At 33.0% G+C, this 19,093-nt stretch carries 14 protein-coding genes and 1 pseudogene; 12 read left to right on the top strand and 3 right to left on the bottom strand.

All coding sequences use genetic code 11. The features are described from left to right. Positions 1-320: 320 nt before the first annotated feature. From ORL93_RS21635 to ORL93_RS21595, 9 genes are all read left to right on the top strand, one after another. Positions 321-3,077, top strand: a complete 2,757-nt coding sequence (locus tag ORL93_RS21635; protein WP_265959473.1) for a type I restriction endonuclease subunit R — start codon at positions 321-323, stop codon at positions 3,075-3,077. A gap of 135 nt (positions 3,078-3,212) precedes the next feature. Further along, entirely contained in the window at positions 3,213-3,821 is a 609-nt protein-coding gene (locus ORL93_RS21630; protein WP_265959472.1) for a restriction endonuclease subunit S domain-containing protein, read from the top strand. Next, a complete protein-coding gene (locus ORL93_RS21625; RefSeq protein ID WP_265959471.1) occupies positions 3,818-5,371 on the top strand; it encodes a type I restriction-modification system subunit M in 1,554 nt (517 codons plus the stop codon). The genes ORL93_RS21630 and ORL93_RS21625 overlap by 4 nt, the downstream gene beginning before the upstream one ends. Before the next feature lie 3 nt (positions 5,372-5,374). Then, positions 5,375-6,601 carry a restriction endonuclease subunit S gene (locus ORL93_RS21620; RefSeq protein ID WP_265959470.1) on the top strand — a complete coding sequence of 409 codons (1,227 nt, stop codon included), beginning with the start codon at positions 5,375-5,377 and terminating at the stop codon, positions 6,599-6,601. Between the two features lie 108 nt (positions 6,602-6,709). Continuing rightward, complete coding sequence (locus ORL93_RS21615) at positions 6,710-7,045, top strand: hypothetical protein (RefSeq protein ID WP_265959469.1); 336 nt, start codon at positions 6,710-6,712, stop codon at positions 7,043-7,045. 428 nt (positions 7,046-7,473) lie between these two features. Further along, positions 7,474-8,766, top strand: a complete 1,293-nt coding sequence (locus tag ORL93_RS21610; RefSeq protein ID WP_265959468.1) for a TniQ family protein — start codon at positions 7,474-7,476, stop codon at positions 8,764-8,766. Positions 8,767-8,776: 10 nt separating this feature from the next. Next, complete coding sequence (locus tag ORL93_RS21605) at positions 8,777-11,440, top strand: TnsA endonuclease N-terminal domain-containing protein (RefSeq protein WP_265959467.1); 2,664 nt, start codon at positions 8,777-8,779, stop codon at positions 11,438-11,440. Between the two features lie 6 nt (positions 11,441-11,446). Continuing rightward, positions 11,447-12,583, top strand: coding sequence for an ATP-binding protein (locus ORL93_RS21600; RefSeq protein ID WP_265959466.1), 1,137 nt, complete (start codon positions 11,447-11,449; stop codon positions 12,581-12,583). Positions 12,584-12,587: 4 nt separating this feature from the next. Then, positions 12,588-13,490 (top strand): TniQ family protein, encoded by a 903-nt coding sequence (locus tag ORL93_RS21595; protein WP_265959465.1) that lies wholly within the window; start codon positions 12,588-12,590, stop codon positions 13,488-13,490. A 481-nt stretch (positions 13,491-13,971) separates the two neighbouring features. Here the strand turns inward: ORL93_RS21595 and ORL93_RS21590 are convergent, their stop codons facing one another. The 3 genes from ORL93_RS21590 to ORL93_RS21580 all read right to left on the bottom strand — a co-directional run bounded on the left by ORL93_RS21590 (position 13,972) and on the right by ORL93_RS21580 (position 17,141). Beyond that, complete coding sequence (locus tag ORL93_RS21590) at positions 13,972-15,465, bottom strand: peptide MFS transporter (RefSeq protein ID WP_373926182.1); 1,494 nt, start codon at positions 15,463-15,465, stop codon at positions 13,972-13,974. Positions 15,466-16,042: 577 nt separating this feature from the next. After that, entirely contained in the window at positions 16,043-16,810 is a 768-nt protein-coding gene (locus ORL93_RS21585; RefSeq protein WP_097794487.1) for an NADH dehydrogenase subunit, read from the bottom strand. Position 16,811: 1 nt separating this feature from the next. After that, positions 16,812-17,141 (bottom strand): PadR family transcriptional regulator, encoded by a 330-nt coding sequence (locus ORL93_RS21580; RefSeq protein WP_097794486.1) that lies wholly within the window; start codon positions 17,139-17,141, stop codon positions 16,812-16,814. Positions 17,142-17,508: 367 nt separating this feature from the next. Between ORL93_RS21580 and psiE the strand changes: the two genes are divergently transcribed. From psiE to ORL93_RS21565, 3 genes and pseudogenes are all read left to right on the top strand, one after another. After that, entirely contained in the window at positions 17,509-17,913 is a 405-nt protein-coding gene (gene psiE, locus ORL93_RS21575; RefSeq protein WP_003201971.1) for a phosphate-starvation-inducible protein PsiE, read from the top strand. A 261-nt stretch (positions 17,914-18,174) separates the two neighbouring features. Continuing rightward, complete coding sequence (gene speG, locus ORL93_RS21570) at positions 18,175-18,693, top strand: spermidine N1-acetyltransferase (protein WP_016112470.1); 519 nt, start codon at positions 18,175-18,177, stop codon at positions 18,691-18,693. Positions 18,694-18,895: 202 nt separating this feature from the next. Then, positions 18,896-19,042, top strand: a pseudogene (locus tag ORL93_RS21565) (DUF3955 domain-containing protein); the annotation flags it as partial. Between the last annotated feature and the right edge of the window lie 51 nt (positions 19,043-19,093).

The raw sequence follows: 19,093 nt of genomic DNA, 5'->3' as shown, positions 1-19,093 counted from the left end.
GCAAACTTAAATCGGCTGAAGAAGAATCCATTTTGATCAATCTTTTTTCAAAATAGCTTCTTCTTATTTAGCATACAATAGGGGGTTTACGAGGCACTTTTAATCAAAATTTATTTTAGAGCTACAGCTACATCTAGATTTTTCATCACAATGTTATTGTAAGTACACGAAAGACTCTTTATATAGTCCTCCATAGAAAAATTTAGAAATTTACTATATGGAATATTAATACAGGGATTCTTTTTGATGGTATGATTAATAGATAGGTAAAGATATTTTGAATATATAAAAGTGGATATGTGAATTATGGAGGAGTTTAAATGGCATACCAATCAGAAGCACAGTTGGAGAAAAATCTACATAGTCAATTAGTAAATCAAGGTTATACAGCGGTAAAGATTCCTGACTATGATGCACTACTAGCAAACTTTAGAAACCAATTAAATGAATTCAATAAACATAAATTAGCAGGACAGTCTCTTACAGATAAAGAATTTAGAAGAATTTTAACAGTAATCGAAGGCAAAAGTATTTATGATTCTGCAAAAATCTTACGTGATAAATTACTAATTGAACGTGAAGACGGATCAGAGTTATATGTCGAGCTCTTAAATACAAAAGACTGGTGTAAAAATTTGTTCCAAGTAACAACACAGACAACAGTTGTAGGAAAATATGAGAATCGCTACGATGTGACGATTTTAATCAATGGGTTACCACTCGTTCAGATTGAACTTAAGCGTAGAGGACTAGATTTTAAAGAAGCATTTAATCAAATTCAGCGTTATCGTAGACACTCATTCCAAGGGTTATACCATTTCTTACAAATTTTTGTCGTAAGTAATGGTGTTGATACGAAATATTTTTCAAATTCAGATCATGCAATTCAGTTTGGATTTACATTTTTCTGGTCAGATGAAAAGAACAATATTATTACGAATTTGCAGGACTTCGCAAAAGCGTTCTTACAGCCTTGTCATTTAGCAAAAATGATTAGCCGTTATATGGTTATTAATGATACAGATAAAGCATTAATGGTTATGCGCCCTTATCAAGTATATGCGGTTGAGGAACTTGTGAAACGTGCAACGGAAACAAACAATAACGGATTTATTTGGCATACAACAGGTTCAGGAAAAACATTAACTTCTTTTAAAGCGGGTCAGATCTTGGCAAATGAAGAAAGTATAAAAAAAGTGTTCTTCTTAGTAGATCGTCAAGATTTAGATAGCCAAACGATTTCAGAGTTTAATAAATTTGAAAAAGGCTCTGTTGACCGTACAGATAAAACAGATAAACTGATTGAACAAATTAAAAACCCAATGAAAAACTTCATTGTGACAACAATTCAGAAAATGAACAATGCGATTAAAAATCCACGCTATGCAGATGTGATGGAACCGTATAAACAGGAACATGTTGTGTTTATTATTGATGAATGTCATCGAAGTCAATTTGGTGATATGCGAAAGGAAATTGACCATCATTTCCAAAATGCACAATACTTTGGGTTTACAGGTACGCCGCGTTTTGAGGAAAACAAAAGCCAAGATGGTCGTACTACAGCTGATTTATTTGAAAAATGCTTGCATTACTATTTAATTAAAGATGCAATCCGTGATGGTAATGTACTAGGCTTTTCTGTGGAATATATTCGCACATTTAATGCCAATATTAATGAAGAAGACCAAACAAAAGTACAAGGAATTGATACAGATGAAGTATGGCATCATCCAACACGTTTAGAAATGATAGCAGACCACATTTTAGATAATCATGTGCGCCGTTCGAAAAGTAAGGGCTATTGTGGTCTATTTGCAGTAGATTCTATCCCTATGCTCATTAAGTATTATGATATTTTCAAACAGAAAAATCATAATCTAAAAATAGCAGCCATATATTCATTTGGCGCAAATGAAGAAAGTGATGGTACAGAAGAGCACTCACGTGAAGCATTAGATCGTATAATTGATGATTATAATGCAATGTATGGAACCGATTATTCAACAGATACATGGGACCGCTATTTCTCAGATGTATCGAAAAAAATAAAAAATGCACAAATTGACATTTTGATTGTCGTAAACATGTTCTTAACAGGTTTTGATAGTAAGCCACTCAATACATTGTATATCGATAAAAATCTAAAATATCATAATTTACTTCAAGCCTACAGTCGTACAAATCGTGTAGAAAAAGCAACAAAACCATATGGCAATATTGTTTGTTATCGCAACTTAAAAGATGCGACAGATGAAACGATTAAGTTATTCTCTAAAACAGACTCTGTAGATGATGTTTTAATGAAAAGCTATGACGAATATTTAGCCGCTTTCCTTGATGCACGTAATAAATTATTAGGCGTAGTTGCAACACCAGAAGATGTGGACAAACTTGAAAAAGAAGAAGATCAACGAGAATTTATTATTGCCTTTAAAAATGTGACGAAGCTACTGCAACGTCTACAATCATTCTCTGATTTTGAATTCGATGAAGATGAGTTACAAATTTCAGAGCAAACATATGAGGATTTCAAAAGTAAATATTTTAAAATTGTTGATAAAACAAAACGTGAAGTCGAAAAAGAATCGATTTTACAAGATATTGATTTTGAGTTAGAGCTAATGCATACGGATCGCATTAATGTAAGTTATATTATGAATTTAATCGCAAACTTAACAATGGATGATGAAAAAGAAAGAAACAATGAAATTCGTTTAATTAAACAAGAACTAGATCATGCATCAGATCCGAAATTACGTCTAAAAGTGGAACTCATTAAAGGGTTTTTAGATAAAGTTGCTCCGTATTTAAGTTCAGAAGAATCGGTTTTAGACGCATATGCACATTATGAAGCAGAAATGAGTGAAAAAGAGATTAATGACTTTGCAAAAGAAATTGGTTTAGATGATGAAGTATTAAAGGAACAATTGGCTACATATGAGTACTCCAACTTAATTGAGCAAAGCATAATTATGGATGAATTGCCAGGATCATTTTTAAAACGAAAGAAGTCTATCAAAGCAGTTGCGTCATTTATTCAAGAGCATACAGAAAAATATAGTTATAGTTCATAAAAGAGAGGGGTACTCCCTCTCTTTATTTATGATATTTTTAAAAATATCATAAATAAATTATATTTTTTATTGATATTTTTAAAAATATCATTTATATTTAAGTCATAGAAAAAATAATGAATAGGAGGGGAGTAGTTGAAATTAGGAGATTGTGCAAATGTCATTCAAGGAACATTCATTAATCGCATTCAAACATCTAAACTAAATGAGGACAGTGAGACGGTACATTTGCTTACTCTGAAAGAATTTAATGAAACATTAGGGTTAAGTTATCGTATGTCGCAAGACAAAAATACAGAAGTCTATGTTCGTAGGGATAAGCTGTTAAAAGAGTTGTTCACAGATTCCAACAGCTTAGTTATGCATACGTTATCGCAGAAAGTTGCATTTTTACCAGAAAAATATGGTGGATTGCTATTAACGAACAACTTTGTGAAAATTGTGTTTACTGAACCGGTCGACTTATATTTTATGGAATGGTACTTGAATGAACATCCGACTATTCAAAAGCAAATTGCACTTTTTTCAGAAGGTAGTGTCATCTCATCATTGAAGCTCTCACATATAAAAGATATTGAAGTATTACTACCGCCCTATAGAGAGCAAAAGCAAATGGGGAAGATTACAATCTTAAAAAAGAAAAAAGAACAATTGTTAAAAGAAAAAATGCAGTTAGAACAACAAGTCATGCATCAACGATTGGTGAATATTACAGATAGAAGTACACAGGAGGAAAAGAAATGACAACAAGTGAAAAACAACGTCAACAACAAGCTGAGCTACATAGAAAGCTATGGGCGATGGCAAATGATTTACGAGGACAAATGGATGCGTATGAATTTAAAGATTATATTTTAGGATTAATTTTTTATCGCTATTTGTCAGAAAAAGTAGGGCATCGTGCAGAGGAATTATTAGAAGAAGATAACATTTCATTTGCAGAAGCATGGGAAAATGAAGAATACAAAGAAGACTTGGCGGAATATCTTGTAGGTGAACTAGGCTATGTGATTGAACCACAATATTTATTCTCAAATTTAGTCGTTGAGATTGAAAAAGGTGCAAAAGGGAACTTTGACATTGAGTTACTGCAAAATGGTGTCAAAGCAATTGAAGCCTCAACACTAGGAACAGATAGCCAAGAAGATTTCCAAAACTTATTCGATGATATGGATCTAACATCCTCAAAACTTGGACGCACAGTTGAAGCACGTTCAAAATTAATTGCAAAAGTTATCATGAACATTGCTGAAATTCCATTTTTACAAGATGATGTTGAAATTGATGTACTCGGTGATGCGTATGAATACATGATCTCACAATTTGCTGCAAACGCAGGTAAAAAAGCCGGGGAATTCTATACACCACAACAAGTATCAAAAATTTTAGCGAAAATCGTGACAGTTGGGAAATCAGAAATTCGCAGTGTCTATGACGGTACATGCGGTTCAGGATCATTATTATTACGTGTAGGTAAAGAAGCCAAAGTATATAAATATTATGGTCAAGAAAAAGTATCAACAACATACAATTTAGCACGAATGAACATGTTACTGCACGATATTCCATATCAACGTTTCGATATTAAAAATGCTGATACATTAGAAGAACCACAGCATATAGATGAACGATTTGAAGCAATTGTTGCCAATCCTCCATACAGTGCAAAATGGAGTGCCGATGATAAATTTAAAGATGATGAACGTTTCAGTGCGTATAGCAAACTTGCACCAAAATCAAAAGCGGACTTTGCATTCGTTCAACACTTTATTCATCAATTAGATGATAATGGGACATTTGCGGTTGTTCTTCCACATGGTGTGCTATTCCGCGGTGCAGCAGAAGGTGCGATTCGTAAATATTTAATTGAAGAAAAGAATTATTTAGATGCAGTAATTGGCCTCCCAGCAAACATTTTCTATGGTACAAGTATTCCAACGTGTATTTTAGTATTCAAAAAATGTCGTAAGCATGATGATAATGTTGTATTTATTGATGCGTCCAATGAGTTTGAAAAAGGAAAAAATCAAAACAGGTTAACAGATGAAAACGTTGAAAAAATTGTTTCAACATATTTAAGTCGTGAAACAATTGATAAATATTCATACGCAGCAGCACTAGAAGAAGTCAAGGAAAACGATTATAACTTAAACATTCCTCGCTATGTCGATACATTTGAAGAAGAAGAAGCGGTTGATTTAGATGTTGTCGCAAAACGATTAAAAGAAATTGATGAAGAAATTGCAAAGGTTGATCAAGAGTTGGAACAATATTTCAAAGAATTGGGGGTGTAGAAGGTGAATGTACCAAAGTTGAGGTTTAAAGGATTTGAAGATGAGTGGAAATATGAAGAATTATCTAACTTAGTTACCTATATCAAGGGATTTGCTTTTAAATCATCGGATTATAAATGTGATGGATATAGAATTATCAGGGTATCAGATTTATTAAAAGAAAGTATAAATGAAACAAATGATAAAATTTATATCGACAAATCACGAGCAGAGGAATTTAAAAAATATCAGTTACAACCGGAGGGGATTATCGTGACAACAGTCGGTTCGAAACCGGAGTTAATAAATTCTGCTGTAGGAAGAACGATATACTATAATGATTTGAAGAAAGAATTTCTCAACCAAAACCTAATCAAACTAACTACAAAGAATAAAATAAATAGTTATTTTGTATATCAAAATACGAAGCAAAAAAGATATATGAATCATATTGATAGTATTCAAAGAGGTAACGCAAATCAGTCAAATATTACTGTTGCAGAATTGCTAGAATATAAAATGTTTATGCCTACATTAGAAGAACAAAATAAAATTGCTGATTTTTTTCGTGAACTAAATAAAAAGATCCAACTCAAACAAGAAAACATCAACTTGCTGAAAGAACAGAAAAAGGGTTATATGCAGAAGCTTTTTAAGCAAGCGGTTCGGTTTAAGGATGATAATGGCGGGGAGTATCCTAAATGGAGAAAAAAGGTTAAAGCAGCTGAATTATTTGAAGCTATTTCAAATAAGAATCCAGAAGAGAAATTACCCGTATTATCAGCTACTCAAGATCAAGGAATGGTCTTAAGGGATTTATTAAACAAGGATATGCAATATTCTACTACTAATTTAAACTCGTATAAGATTGTTGATATAGATGACTTTGTTATAAGTTTAAGATCGTTCCAAGGTGGGATTGAATTATCGCATCTAAAAGGCTTAGTAAGCCCAGCCTATACAATTTTCCGTAAAAAAAATGATGATGTTTGTAACAACTATTTTAAATATCTCTTTAAAACAGAAACATTTATTAATCAATTAAAAACAGCTACTTATGGAATTAGAGATGGAAAATCTATTAGCTACAAAGATTTTTCTACATTGAAATTTGATTTACCTTCATATGCTGAGCAACGAAAAATTGTTGACTTTTTATCTAAGTTAGATGAAAAGATTCAAATAGAGGAACAAAAATTAGATTCTTTACAAGAACAGAAAAAAGGATTTATGCAACAAATGTTTATTTAGATACCCTCATGTGAATGAAAAAAGGACTCATTTTGATTGTTTTGTTCCAAATGAGTTGACTTTTATTTAAAGAAAGTCAATGAAGTAATTATGTAAAAGGGGGATGTTATGAAACTTTATAAAGGACAAGATTATTGCTTTTTAAGTGAGAGTGATCAACTAGAGTATGAAAAAGTAAAAGAGTCAGAAAAAATTTATCCATTAACTTCAGGAATACTCAGTGAGATTAGTGTTAATAAATTTCATGAGTACCCTAAGGCAGCTAGACATAATATACATTTATTCCCGAATAATTATTTGGACATGGTAGAACTACAAAGCCATGACAAAATTAAATTTATGCACAATGAATTTAAAGACTTATTAGATAAAAATCCAACTGAGCAAGAAACATTAAATTTTATTAATAGAAATGAGCATTACTTTATTATTGCTTCATTATGATAATTTACTTGATTTGACGAAGGAGTTAATTGGTAGAAAAACATTTTAAAAAGAAATAGTTTTAATCAATCTTTTTTATAAAGCCAAAGTTTATTTCAAAATCAAGCCCACACATTTTTATCAATCTTTGTTCAAAATGTGTGGCTTTCTTCTATATATAAAATCAACGTTTGTAGCCTCTTCTTAATCAAACTTTTTTTAAAACCAACATCATGTAATTGATTAATCTTATTAAATAAAAATCAGTTTCCAGGTTTAAACCAGCTTTAAGAGAGTTAACTGTAATAGTCTTCTTTATTTTTTCATTCGATATATCTAATCATATCACTGTACTAGTTTACATAAAGAGATAAGTGTCCATATTTGTAATAGGATATTAAAAAAGTGCGGTGTTAAAAGTGAGAAATACCTATTCGCAAAGGTGCCAGTTGTATAGTTTAAAACCCATTGGCATAGAGGAGCCTTATATTGAATCTTTAACAAGTTACTTGATTAGGCTATCAGAAGCACATCAAGTTTATCCCTCATCACTAATCTCTTACATTATTGCCCCAATATTGAATAAAGAATTTCTTATCTATAGTACAGCTAGAGGTGGAAATAGATTTTATGATGGTGCAAAGACAATGAATGGTTTTGGAAGCAACGCACTAGATATGGTAGATGCTTTAGAAAAACTTACAAAGGTAGAGCAATTAGGTATATTGACGTTGGTATCTATAAAAGAAGTAGTGCCATTGCGTTATTTATTAAAAAATCATCTTTCATGGTGTGCAGTATGCTATGAAGAACAACTTAATACTGGGGATGCCATTTATAATCTCCTGTTGTGGAGCCTTGAAATGGTTAATACATGTTCAAGGCATAGGTGTAAGCTAGAAGCTGAGTGTTTTTTATGCCATAAAAAGATTCCGGTTTTACATAGGAAAAGCCAAAATGGATACTGCCCTTATTGCAGTACTTGGCTTGGTGCAGAAGCAAATTTTAATAGACGCTTAGATGAAAATGATTTTGATTACAAAATCACTTTATTGGCAGAACAAATTATAAAGCATAAAGAACAAATTAAAATTTCAGCGAGTAAGCATCAAGTCATTAGAAACTTAAATCATCTTGTTGATATTTATACAGAGGGAAACATGCAGGAGTTTGCATGGAAACTAAATTTGGCAAAGACAACCCTGTGGGATTGGTGTAATGGAAAGGCTTTACCCCCATTGTCCAGAGTATTGGAAATATGTTACTTATTTGATATGTCGCCAGTTAGTTTTTATATCGAAGATATAAGTATAAATAAAGAGCAAATTGCTTTCAATGCAGGGATATATTCGAAAGATACTAAAAAAAGAGAAATAAAATTTGATTATGATACAGCTTTATCTATACTCCAAAAATATGCTCACCACTCAGACTCCAACGTATCAATGAATGAGCTAGCTAAACAGTTAGGATACTCCAAAAGAACGCTTTACAAGTACTTCCCGAATTTGTGTAAAGTCATTTCAACAAAGAATGCAGACGCTATTAAAGAAAAGACAAATCAAGTTTACGTTAGTAATTGTCTGGTAATTTATCAACACGTTGAAAATCTTATGCAACAAGGTGTATACCCAAGTAGACGAAGAATTGAAGAAATGACAAATAAGCCAGGTTTACTAAAGGACAAGAAGCTAAGGGATTATTTTAAGGAATTGATAGAAGATAAAACTTGCTCAGGATAGGAGGTAACTTATGTTAAGTGAACAGGAATTTCAAAGTTGGTGTACACTGATGGACTTCACTAAAGAAACGATTGAAACTATCCAAAAAATTAGAACATCGCCTCCATCTCGAAGCGTGAGAAGCTCAAAATATAATGTAGCTGGAAGATACCCTAGTAAAAAAATGGGGATGTCAATTCAATTTGAAAGTCACACCGTGGAGTTAGCTGCTATTTATTTAGCAGAGTATGATGACGATGTACTCGAATATTATGACCAACCTATTACTTTAAAGTTAGATTATACTCGTGAGAATGGGCGTAGAATATCGTTTTTTTATACTCCGGATTTTTTAGTATTAAGAAGAGATGGTGTGCAGATTGAGGAATGGAAAACAGAAGAACAACTAATCAAACTATCACAAAAAGATCCAGTTAGGTATTTTAAGGATGAGGAGGGGCATTGGCGATGTCCGCCAGCTGAAGTAGCAGCCAACCAAATCGGCTTGAACTTTTGTGTGAGAACATCGGCTGAAGTGAATTTAAACTTATACAGGAACCTTATATTTCTAGAAGCTTATTTGAAGAATGAAAACTATAAAGTATCTGACGAAAAGAAAAGAGAAATAACGAATATTCTTTCTTCCGACTTAGGAATGAAGCTAGCCGAATTGCTTGTCTCCCTAAAAACAACAGATGCTGATGATGTATATACTTTGGTAGCTACAAATGAATTATATATAGATTTAGAGCAATACATCATTGCTAAATCCAGTGATGTCCCTGTCTTTTTAAGTGAGCAGCATAGTGCAGCTTTTGAAAGTATCCGTTCAACGAAACCTGAAAACACTTATCCAGTAACAGCCCTTACTGTAAATATTAACTCAACGGTTATGTGGGATGGAGTTACATGGATAGTTGTAAATATGGGTTTCAAATCTGTTTATCTTTATTCAGATGAAAATGGTTTTTTAGAATTACCAAAACTGTATTTTGTTGAATTACTTAATAATGGCAAGGTAGTTCCCGAAGATGAGAAGAGCGGAAGTCGAAAGTATGCTTCCTATCTGGATATTTTATTAGAAGCAGGACCAGAAGAGCTAGCAATAGCTAATAACAGAATGGATTTAGTCAAGCGAAAGCTAAATGGGGAGAAAATATCTAGTAACGAAGCTTCTGAACGGACTCTTAGGCGGTGGATAAAAGATTATAAAGAGGGAGAGCAATTATATGGGAGTGGATATATAGGTTTACTCCCAAAGCACCAGCAGAAGGGGAATAGAGATCAAAGGCTTCCGTCAGAAACCACATCCTTAATGGAAGAGGTAATTGAAAATGAGTATGAAAACCTTAAACAAAAAAATAAGATTATAGTATACGGACAATTAGTTAATCTCTGTGAGAGTAAAAACATCCTAGTACCTAGTTATAAGACTTTTTGTGCAACAGTTCAGAATAGAAATCGCTATGAACAAGTTAAAAAGAGGCAAGGAGATCGAGCGGCATACAAACATGAATCATTTTATTGGAACCTGGATCATAGTGTTCCACGACACGGAGATAGGCCATTTGAGATAACTCATATAGATCATACTCAGCTAGACGTGCAGCTTGTGTGCTCTAAAACAGGTAAAGTATTAGGGAGGCCATGGCTGACATTCTTAGTAGACGCCTACTCCAGAACTATTCTGTCATATCACATTTCATTCGAATCGGCCAGTTACAGGTCGGTTATGATGACTCTAAGAGAATGTGTACGTAAGTATCATCGATTACCGCAATCTATTGTGGTAGATGGAGGGAAAGAGTTCCATAGTATTTACTTTGATACATTTACAGCTATTTATGAAATTAATAAAAAAGTAAGGCCACCAGCCAAATCTAGATTTGGTAATGTAATTGAGAGATTATTTGGAACTTCAAACTCTAATTTTATTCATAACTTGCAAGGGAACACTAAAATTACAAAAAATGTTCGCCAAGTCACTAAAAAAGTGAATCCTGTGAATCATGCCGTGTGGAGCTTAGAAGCCCTATATGAAGCGTTAGAAGAATGGGTATCAGCGGTATATAGCGATAATGTACATCCAGCTTTGGAAGGACAGACTCCTGATGAAGCATTTAATGAGGGGATATATAGAACAGGAGAAAGAAAACTGGAGTTCATTGCGTATGATGAAAATTTTATAGTCACGACTTTGCCATCCACAAGGAATGGAGTCGCTAAAGTAAATTCCCGTACGGGTGTGAAAGTCAATTATATAAATTACTGGAATCCCGCATTTAATAGTCCAGTATTGGAAAACCAGGGTGTACCTGTGAGATATGATCCATTTGATATAGGTATGGCGTATGCTTATGTAAATAAAAAGTGGATAACTTGTACATCAGAGTATTACCATGTGCTAAAAGGGAAAACAGAGCGAGAGCTAAAACTGGCTATGGAAGAGATTAAGAAAAGAAAGCAAAATCATGCAAAGGGTTATACTGTTACAGCTAAAAAAATTGCTGAATTTATTAATGAGATAGAGGAAAAAGAAAAATTAATGGCCGGGAGTCTAAAAAATACATTAGCATCTAGGGGTAATCAACGTGAAGTGGACTTGGAGTTAACCATATCTACTGCACCTAATACTAAAGAATTGATAAAAAACATGGAATTTCAAGAGTTTGAGATCTATCAAAAGGAAGGCTGATATTAGATGGACGAACTTAAAAGGAAGCTTAATGATTTTGATCTCTCTGATAAAGAAAGTAAGTTGAAAAAATTTGAGGATATCGTAATCGAGCATCCTATCATCAAACAAGTGAAAGAACAACTTATTTCTTACATTCATAATCCAGCGGGAACTTTTATTGTTTTAGTACTTGGGCCAAGCGGGGTGGGAAAAACCACCCTAGCACAAGTGCTAGAAGATTACTTCATCCAAGGGATGCGAGAAGAGTTAGAAAATGATAAAGGTAGAATACCTATAGTTAGAACCGAAATTGTGGGTTTCGACTCTGGAAAGTTTCACTGGAAAGATTATTATTATCGAACTTTAGAGGAATTACAGGAACCACTGATAGATCATAAGATTTGTTTAGAAAATAGAAGTGTAATTATGAAGAAGGATTATAACAGTAAATCTCCTTGGTATGCTTTGAGAAGGTCCCTTGAAAATGCTTTTAGATTTAGAAATCCTGTGGCCTGTATAGTTGATGAAGCACAGCATTTGCTTAAGGTATCCGGTGCCAAAAGTTTGCAAAACCAACTAGATACAATAAAATCGCTAGCTAATAATACGAAAGTTCCACATATATTAATTGGAACTTACGAGCTCAAAGAATTTTTTAATCTAAGTGCACAGCTTAGTCGGAGAACAATAAGTATACAATTCCCAAGATATAGAGCGAGTAATTTGGAGGATTACCGTACCTTCCTTTCGGTAATCCATATGCTACAGAAAAAATTGCCTTTAGAAGAAGAACCGAATTTACTTGAACATGCAGATTTTATTTATGAACGTACTTTAGGGTGTATAGGGATACTCAAGGACTGGCTCACACGTTGTTTAGGAGATGCTATCTATAATGGAAAGAAAACTATAACTAAAGAAATGCTATATACATATGCAATGCCTATTAATGCTTTGAAGATGTTGATTGAGGAAATTGAGCAAGGGGAGGATTTATTTGAAGAGAATGAACAAGATAGGCTAGATTTACTATATAAGATAGGGTTAAAGGCCAGGGAAAAAGAAAAAAGCGCTAAAAAAGATGCAACTCAAAAAAGTGGCGTAGGAAGGCGTAAGCCGAAGCGAGATCCAGTGGGAAAACAAGAATATCTAGAGGGATAAAGATATGTATATATCAAGACAGTACTCATCTAGTTATTTATATTCCCTAGAGCCTATGAATGTTGGAACTCCTATGGTGGAATGCTTAATGAGCTATCTTGGAAGATTAGCGTTAGCACATAGTGTTAAGCTAACAACGCTTGCTGCTCATATTATAGCATTACACCCTTGTAAGCGGCCTTTGTACCCTAAGCAATTTGTATCAGTGCCTCTTTGGTGTAGTTCCTCATTTTACAGTAATGGGAAGACGGCTACAATGATTGCTGAATCACTAGAATTATTAACATTACAAAAAGGTTTTAAGTATATGACGATGTTAACTTGGAAAGAAGTCATACATAATAGGATGTTTTCTTTTGATAAGAAGTGGTGTCCAGAATGTTTTGATGAATGGAATGAAGCTAACAAAGAAATATATGAGCCTTTAATGTGGTATTTGAATAGTATAAATGTATGTTTAAGACACAAAAGAAAATTGGAATATTTATGTCCTAATCCTAAATGTGAAAAGTCGCAATCTGCCAAGATAGATCGTCCAGGATATTGTTATAAGTGTGGTAATTGGTTAGGGCAGAAACAATATAAATTTCTTCAAGAAGAACATAATTTAATTGAACGGGATGAATGGATTAATAGAAGTGTAGGAGAACTATTAAAAATAGCACCATATGTTATTCCACCTACAAGGGAACTAGTGTGTTCTATTGTTGAGGGAAACCTTAGAAATTTTTTTCAAGGGAATAAAAAAGAATTTTGCTTAATAACAGGTATACACCCCGTTTATTTAAGAACTATTCTACGAGAGTCACGAAGGCTACCGTTACAAGCTCTCCTATCGTTAAGTTATTATACAAAGACCCCTTTGTTAGAGTTAATGTGTTTATCATATAAAGATTCTAATGAATAAGCTAGTAATTTTGAATATCCTATGTTACTAATAGGTGCTTTTATTTGCTGTTTTGTGAAATTCACGGTCAGCTTATGGGTTAATAATTAACTTACGGCCAATTTATGCTTCCCATTCTGTTGAATAATTAGATAATTATCTGCAAAAATAAGTGTTTTCTGGCCAACTTATGCTTCCAACTGCGGCCAACTTATAGGTAAAGTGACATTTTGTAATATGAACCATAAGTTTGCCGGAACGGCAAGCTTATGGTTCTTTTTGTTTGCGGCAAAGTGATTGTTCTGAGAAATGAAGTGGATAGAGAATACGATTGTTGAGTATGTAATGTTTTTATGTAAAAGAATCAAAAAGTGACAATGGCATAAAAAATAATTCTATTCATAAAAAATAAAGAAGTTGGTATAGTACCAGCTTCTTTATTTTTTATGAAATAGATATTGAATTGAAATAACTGATATCGTTGAACGATTCGTGTGACTCTTTACTGAAGTCCTTTCATGAAGCTTTGAATTTTTGTTGATAGCATAAATAAAGTGATACTTACTATAATGGATATAGCTCCAATTACTCCAAAGTAAATGATTTCTGTTGCAGGATTATACAGTTTTACAACTTGTGCATTTATGGCTTGTGCGGATGCGGTAGATAGAAACCATAAACTGATTGTTTGCGCTGAAAAAGCAGCTGGAGCTAATTTTGTTGTTATTGATAATCCAGCAGGCGATAAACAAACTTCCCCAATTACGATTAACAAAAAGCTAAGAACTAGCCATATAGGGCTTGCTAGAGATTCTGTACCGTTAATAAAGGCAGGGATCATCATGATTAAAAATGACAATCCAGCAAAAAGTAATCCAATCGCGAATTTTTTAGGAGTGGAAGGTTGTTTTGTATTCAGTTTTACCCAAATCCACGCGAATATTGGTGCTAGTATTACTATAAATATAGGACTTAATGATTGGAACCATGTAGGTTGTATTTTAAATCCAGCGAATTGTAACTGAGTTCGTTGATCTGCATATGTTGCTAAAATAATTGCACCTTGTTCTTGTATCGCCCAAAATATTGCAGCTGAAATAAATAAAGGTATATAAGCAAGAAGGCGAGAACGTTCCACTTTGGTAGTTTTTGGACTACGATACATATAAATAAAGTAACAAGTAGGAATAATAATTCCTAAGATACTAATTAAAAAAGTAAAACGATTAATCGTTAATATACCCGTTGGTATTGTAATAGCACATAAAAGTATGATTACAATGATACTGATGCTAAAGTGTTTAATAGTTTTTTTTCTTTCAATATCTGTTAAAGGGTTTGGCACTTGAGTGCCAGCTACTCCAAGAGTCTTTTTTCTCGTGAAAACAAATAGTATTAAACCTATTACCATACCAATTGCTGCGACTCCGAAACCAAGATGGAAGTTATATTGTTGTCCTAATGTACCGACAACTAAAGGAGCTACAAGAGCACCCAAATTAATGCCCATATAGAAAATACTGAAACCAGAGTCTCGGCGTGTGTCTGATTCATGATATAAATTTCCAACAATGTTAGAGATATTTGGTTTTAATAATCCTGTCCCAAGTATTAAAAATACCATGGAAATAAATAAAGTAATGATACTACCCGGCAATGTTAGAATAAGGTGGCCAATCATAATTAAAACTCCACCCCAAAAGACCGTTTTGCTTGAACCGAGTAAACGATCAGAGACCCAGCCGCCGATAACACTGGACATGTATAATAGAGAGCCGTAAATTGCCATGATTGAAGTGGCAGTAGCTTGATCAAGTCCTAATCCACCTTTTGCGATGGAATAATACATATAGTAAAGTAAAATAGCTCTCATTCCATAATAAGAAAATCTTTCCCAAAACTCGGTGAAAAATAAAGTGAATAAACCTTTAGGGTGACCAAAAAAACCTTGTTGAGGGATACTCTCCATCATTGTTTGTTTTTCTTTTATATCCATAATGCTTTCTCCTTCGTATATTTATATATTATTTTAGTATAACGTAAATGTTTAGGATTGAAAGCAGAATATTGAAATGTATCTTTTTAAAATGTATCTCTCGCTTGAATTTTATGGGAGTATTGGTCTTTTGTATTCAATCTGTATGTTATAAGTGATAAAGACTTGTATTATTATCTAACTAAAATAAACTAGATGTTAAAAACATCTAGTTTATTTAGATTAACTCTTACTGCTTGCAGCTAGTGCTTTTGAAAAGGCAATATGGTGTTGTTTTTAAGAGGGTGGATAATATTTAAGGGGAACAATATAGTAGGATAAAGTAGATTATACAAGGGGATACTCCTTTGAACCTTGTGATTAGTACAACGCGTACAATTGTTAAGACTTCAGTTCATAATTAAGAGCTTCCTAAAAAGTTATTCATATTGCAAATCTCCCAAATAAAATTAAGCAGTTAGAAAGTGTATATGTAAAGAAACAATTATCAGCAAAGAAGTTAGGTGAGAGATCAATTGCCCATAAAAGCCCGATTAGTGAGGAGGAATAATCAGTGGAATAGGAAGAAAACCACTTCCTAAGTATTGGAAGTGGTTTTCGCCTTCTTGTAGAAATAGATTACTAGCAAAATACCTATGACGATACTAATGATAATCGTTAGTGTAATATACATGGGATCTTTATTAATTTCAGGTGGAATAACGTGCTCTAAAAGTGGACCAATGCCCATCGTGAATGCTGCCCCAATTATTAACCATGATTTTGTATATGATGCAAAAAGAATAAAAATAAGGACACATATACTAGCGATGATATAGTTTTGCATAGTAGTCGCTACAAAGTAATCTGTATCAAGTCGTCCATCTAACCAAAAATAAAAACCAACCCATCCGCCGATGGTAATAAGATGAGCTATTATTAAAAGAAAAATTGTATTTTTTCTAGATGGGTATACTTTTGGAAGTCCTTTAAATAGCGTAAATGCAAATATAGCAAGGGCCAAGAATAAAGGTAATGATCCAAATAACAATATGTTTTGTGAAATCTTGAACTGCCCTCTTACTGCTGGAGCAAAGCACATAGAAGCAACGATAACTAAAATCGCTGCAGGAATGATGACGAGCAATCCTTCCTTGTCTACAGGTAGTTCTTTCCCAATATTCTTCATGTGCTGTTTACGACTTTTTCCAATAATATGATCAACATTCTGACCTCTTTGTTCAGCTTCTGTTAAATGAACTTCTAGTTCGTCTACTATTGCATTTATATCTTCATCTTTTTTTCCGCGTTGCAGTAAGTACATTCTGAGTTCAATTAAAAATTGTTCAGACTTTGTTGATAACATTCTATTCGCCCCCTTTATTAATCACTTTTTCAACAGATAGCTTTAAATCAGTCCAGCGCTCTTTGAAGTTGTTTAATTCTTTCTCCCCTAATTCTGATAGCTGATAGTACTTCCGCTTAGGGCCAGCAGTTGATTCCCTTAATACGCTCGTAACCAATCCTTCTTTTTGCATACGTAATAGTAATGGATAGATCGTGCCCTCACTAAAAGAGTGAAAACCATAGCTATGTAATTTCTCTGTTAATTCGTAACCGTATATTTCACCTTCTTGAATAATGGCTAAAATACAACCATTCAAAATTCCTTTTAGCATTTGCGTTGAGTCAGCCATTTTAGCTCTCCTGTTCGTATATCTTTATATATATATTGTAATACAAGGTATATAATTGTGAGGATACCTTGCAATGCAAGTGTTGTAATAAAGGTAACATAAAATTAACTTGTAATGCAAGGTATGTGAATTTAATTTCAATGGTATTTCTCAATGTGCATATAAGTATGCTTTACAGGATTATGTACTTATTTTAGGAGTGATGATTATCAATTGATAATTTATGAATATTAAATAAAATTAATTCATACGATAAGACTTGCTTATACGAGGAAGAAACTACGATTTAACACTTCTGCAATTTATATAGCAGGATAATTTTGCTATAATATATGAGCATGACATATACGTAGAGGAGTGCTAGAAAATGCGATCATTTAATGTCGATGACTTTATTGCCAGTGTTTTACAATGGATATTAAATACAGCTTTAATCATATTATCCATTGTTCTATCTATCTTTTTAATTAATGAAACAATTACATTTATACAATACATATTTTCCGCAAAGAAATACACATCCTATAAATTAGTTGAAAGTATTATTGTTTACTTTTTATACTTTGAATTTATTGCATTGATTATTAAATATTTTAAATCGAATTATCATTTTCCATTACGTTATTTTATTTACATAGGAATTACAGCTCTAATTCGATTAATTATTGTTTCTCATGAAGAGCCATTTGAAACATTATTATATGCAGGATCTATTCTCATTTTAGTGATTGCTTTATATATATCTAATATGAGGGATTTGAAGAAACATTAAATATGATTTTGATGCAAAGCTATATCGTATATGAAACCACTTTTGCATGAATTACATAAAGCATACTAAAAAGTAGTGCAGACCAAGGTATTGGTTCGCACTACTTTTTTCATTCTAGTGATGAAAAGAGACAAAATGTATGTTTACTTCCTCCTTGACCTTCAAGTTACTTGAAGGATTAGAATGTGAGTAGAGAGTTGTAAGGGAGCGTTTTGAAGTGAAAACTGTTGAGAAATGAAATGAAGAATGGAGATTGAAAAAATGAGTCAAGAACCTAAACTGCGCCCATTAGAACGAGAAGATTTGAAATTTGTTCATGAACTTAACAACAATGCACATATTATGTCTTATTGGTTTGAAGAACCTTATGAAGCTTTTGTGGAGTTGCAGGATCTATATGATAAGCACATTCATGATCAAAGTGAACGTCGATTTATAGTAGAAAAAGATAATAATATGATTGGATTAGTTGAATTAGTGGAGATTGATTACATTCATCGAAGAACAGAATTTCAAATTATCATTGATCCAAAGTATCAAGGGTATGGTTATGCAGCGTGCGCAACCCGTTTAGCGATGAATTACGCCTTTTCAGTTTTAAATATGCACAAACTTTATTTAGTAGTGGATAAAGAAAATGAAAAAGCTACGCATATTTACAAAAAAGTCGGTTTTACGATTGAAGGCGAGTTACAAGATGAATTTTTTGTTGATGGTAACTACCATAATGCAATCAGAATGTGTATTTTCCAGCATCAATATTTAGAAATGAAATCATAAGTTTTAATGTATGATGAAAAATAAATATTTATCCCGCATTAACGGACAGTAACACTCCCACCTCAAAATTCAGCGAAAGCAAAGAAGTTAGGTGGGAGATGAACTGTACGTAAAAGCCCGATTGGTGAGGGCTAATAATCAGTGGGGAATGGAGAAAACCCCCACTGATTAAAGTTTCACTTTATGCTTAGTTATCTATAGTATGATTGGCTCAAGAGTGGAACCAGATGGTACTTTGGTGGAGCCTTTCTTCTTAATTCCATTAAGTTATTTATTTGTTTTTAGTGGTATTATTGCAATATTGTTTGTGGCTATCATTTCGATGTTCAAAAAAGGGAAACTTAATTAATTCAATTGATGTACCGTTTTAAATATATAAAAGGAAGCATAACTTAGGGTT

The organism is Bacillus sp. DHT2 (genome assembly GCF_026241455.1).
Taxonomy (GTDB): domain Bacteria; phylum Bacillota; class Bacilli; order Bacillales; family Bacillaceae_G; genus Bacillus_A; species Bacillus_A pseudomycoides.
The sequence above is the reverse complement of the archived record's forward strand: the minus strand, read 5'-3'. Positions and strand labels throughout refer to the sequence as shown.